The following is a 1,076-nucleotide window of genomic DNA, read 5'->3' on the forward strand; positions in this document are numbered from 1 at the left end:
CATCAGCCCGCCGAGCAGCGAGCCGAACGCCATCGGCATCAGGTAGAGCGACGCCGACACGCCGGAGCGGCGAGCCATCTGGATCGCGATCGGCACCCGGCGGTTCACGCTGTCGCGCGGCCTGCTCGAGATCGTCGGCCGCTTGCCGGACGGCGCGCGCATCGACCTCTACTGGAGCGCGCAGGGTCCCGAGACGCCCGAGGCGATCCGCGCCTATGCGGCGAGGGTGCGGGACTTCCTCGAGCTCGTCGCAGGCCGCTCGCAGGACCGGCTCGCGGTCGAGGTTCATGATCCCGCGCCCGGCAGCCGCGCGGAAGCGGCCGCGGAGAGCGCCGGAATCCGTCGGATTCCGTTGAGTTCGGGGGACGCCTTCTTCCTCGGCGCCTCCCTGACGTCCGCCGGACGTCAGATTCCCATCGGTTACTTCGACCAGACGCGCGAGGCCCTGCTGGAATATGACGTGGCGACGGCCCTCGCCGGGCTCGCCCGCGCGACCGCGCCGAAGGTCGGCGTGATCTCGCCGCTGCTGGCGCCCGGCGGCGCCGACCCCGGCCAGGCCGGTCTGAACGCGATCGCCGAGCTCAGGCGCGCCTACGACGTCGCCATCATCCCGGCCTTCGCCGACAGCCTGCCCGACGGGCTCGACTGCGTCATCGTGATCGGCGCGACCTTCCTGAAGAAGGAGATGCTGCGCTCGATCGACCAGGCGGTGACCCGCGGCGCGGGGCTGATCGTGATGATCGATCCACGGCTTCGTCTCAGTCCCAAGAGCGACAGTGCGACGCCCCAGCCCTCGCGCGAGATCGACGACATCTCCGATCTGCTGCTGCGTTACGGGCTCCGCTACAGGGGCGACGACGTGGTGGGGGACGCGAAGCTCGCGACGCCGGTCGCAGACCCGTCCGGCAGGACCATCACCTTTCCGTTCTGGATGAGGTTCACCAAGGACCGGCTGTCCGCCGCGAACCCCGTCACGGCCGGCCTCGGCGACCTCCTGTTCGTCGAGCCCGGCGCATTCGAGGCGCCGGACGAGGCGGCGCTGGTGACGACCACGGAGGCGGCGGGCGCGGCGCCGC

General features: G+C 71.5%; 1 protein-coding gene. It reads left to right on the forward strand.

Annotated features, from left to right (window positions below):
- Window positions 1–142 precede the first annotated feature (142 nt).
- Window positions 143–1,076 (forward strand): GldG family protein (locus ACIKT0_RS18800; protein ID WP_407106823.1); only part of this gene is annotated, 934 nt, incomplete at its 3' end.

Source organism: Hansschlegelia beijingensis (assembly GCF_045505405.1).
GTDB lineage: Bacteria > Pseudomonadota > Alphaproteobacteria > Rhizobiales > Methylopilaceae > Methylopila > Methylopila beijingensis_A.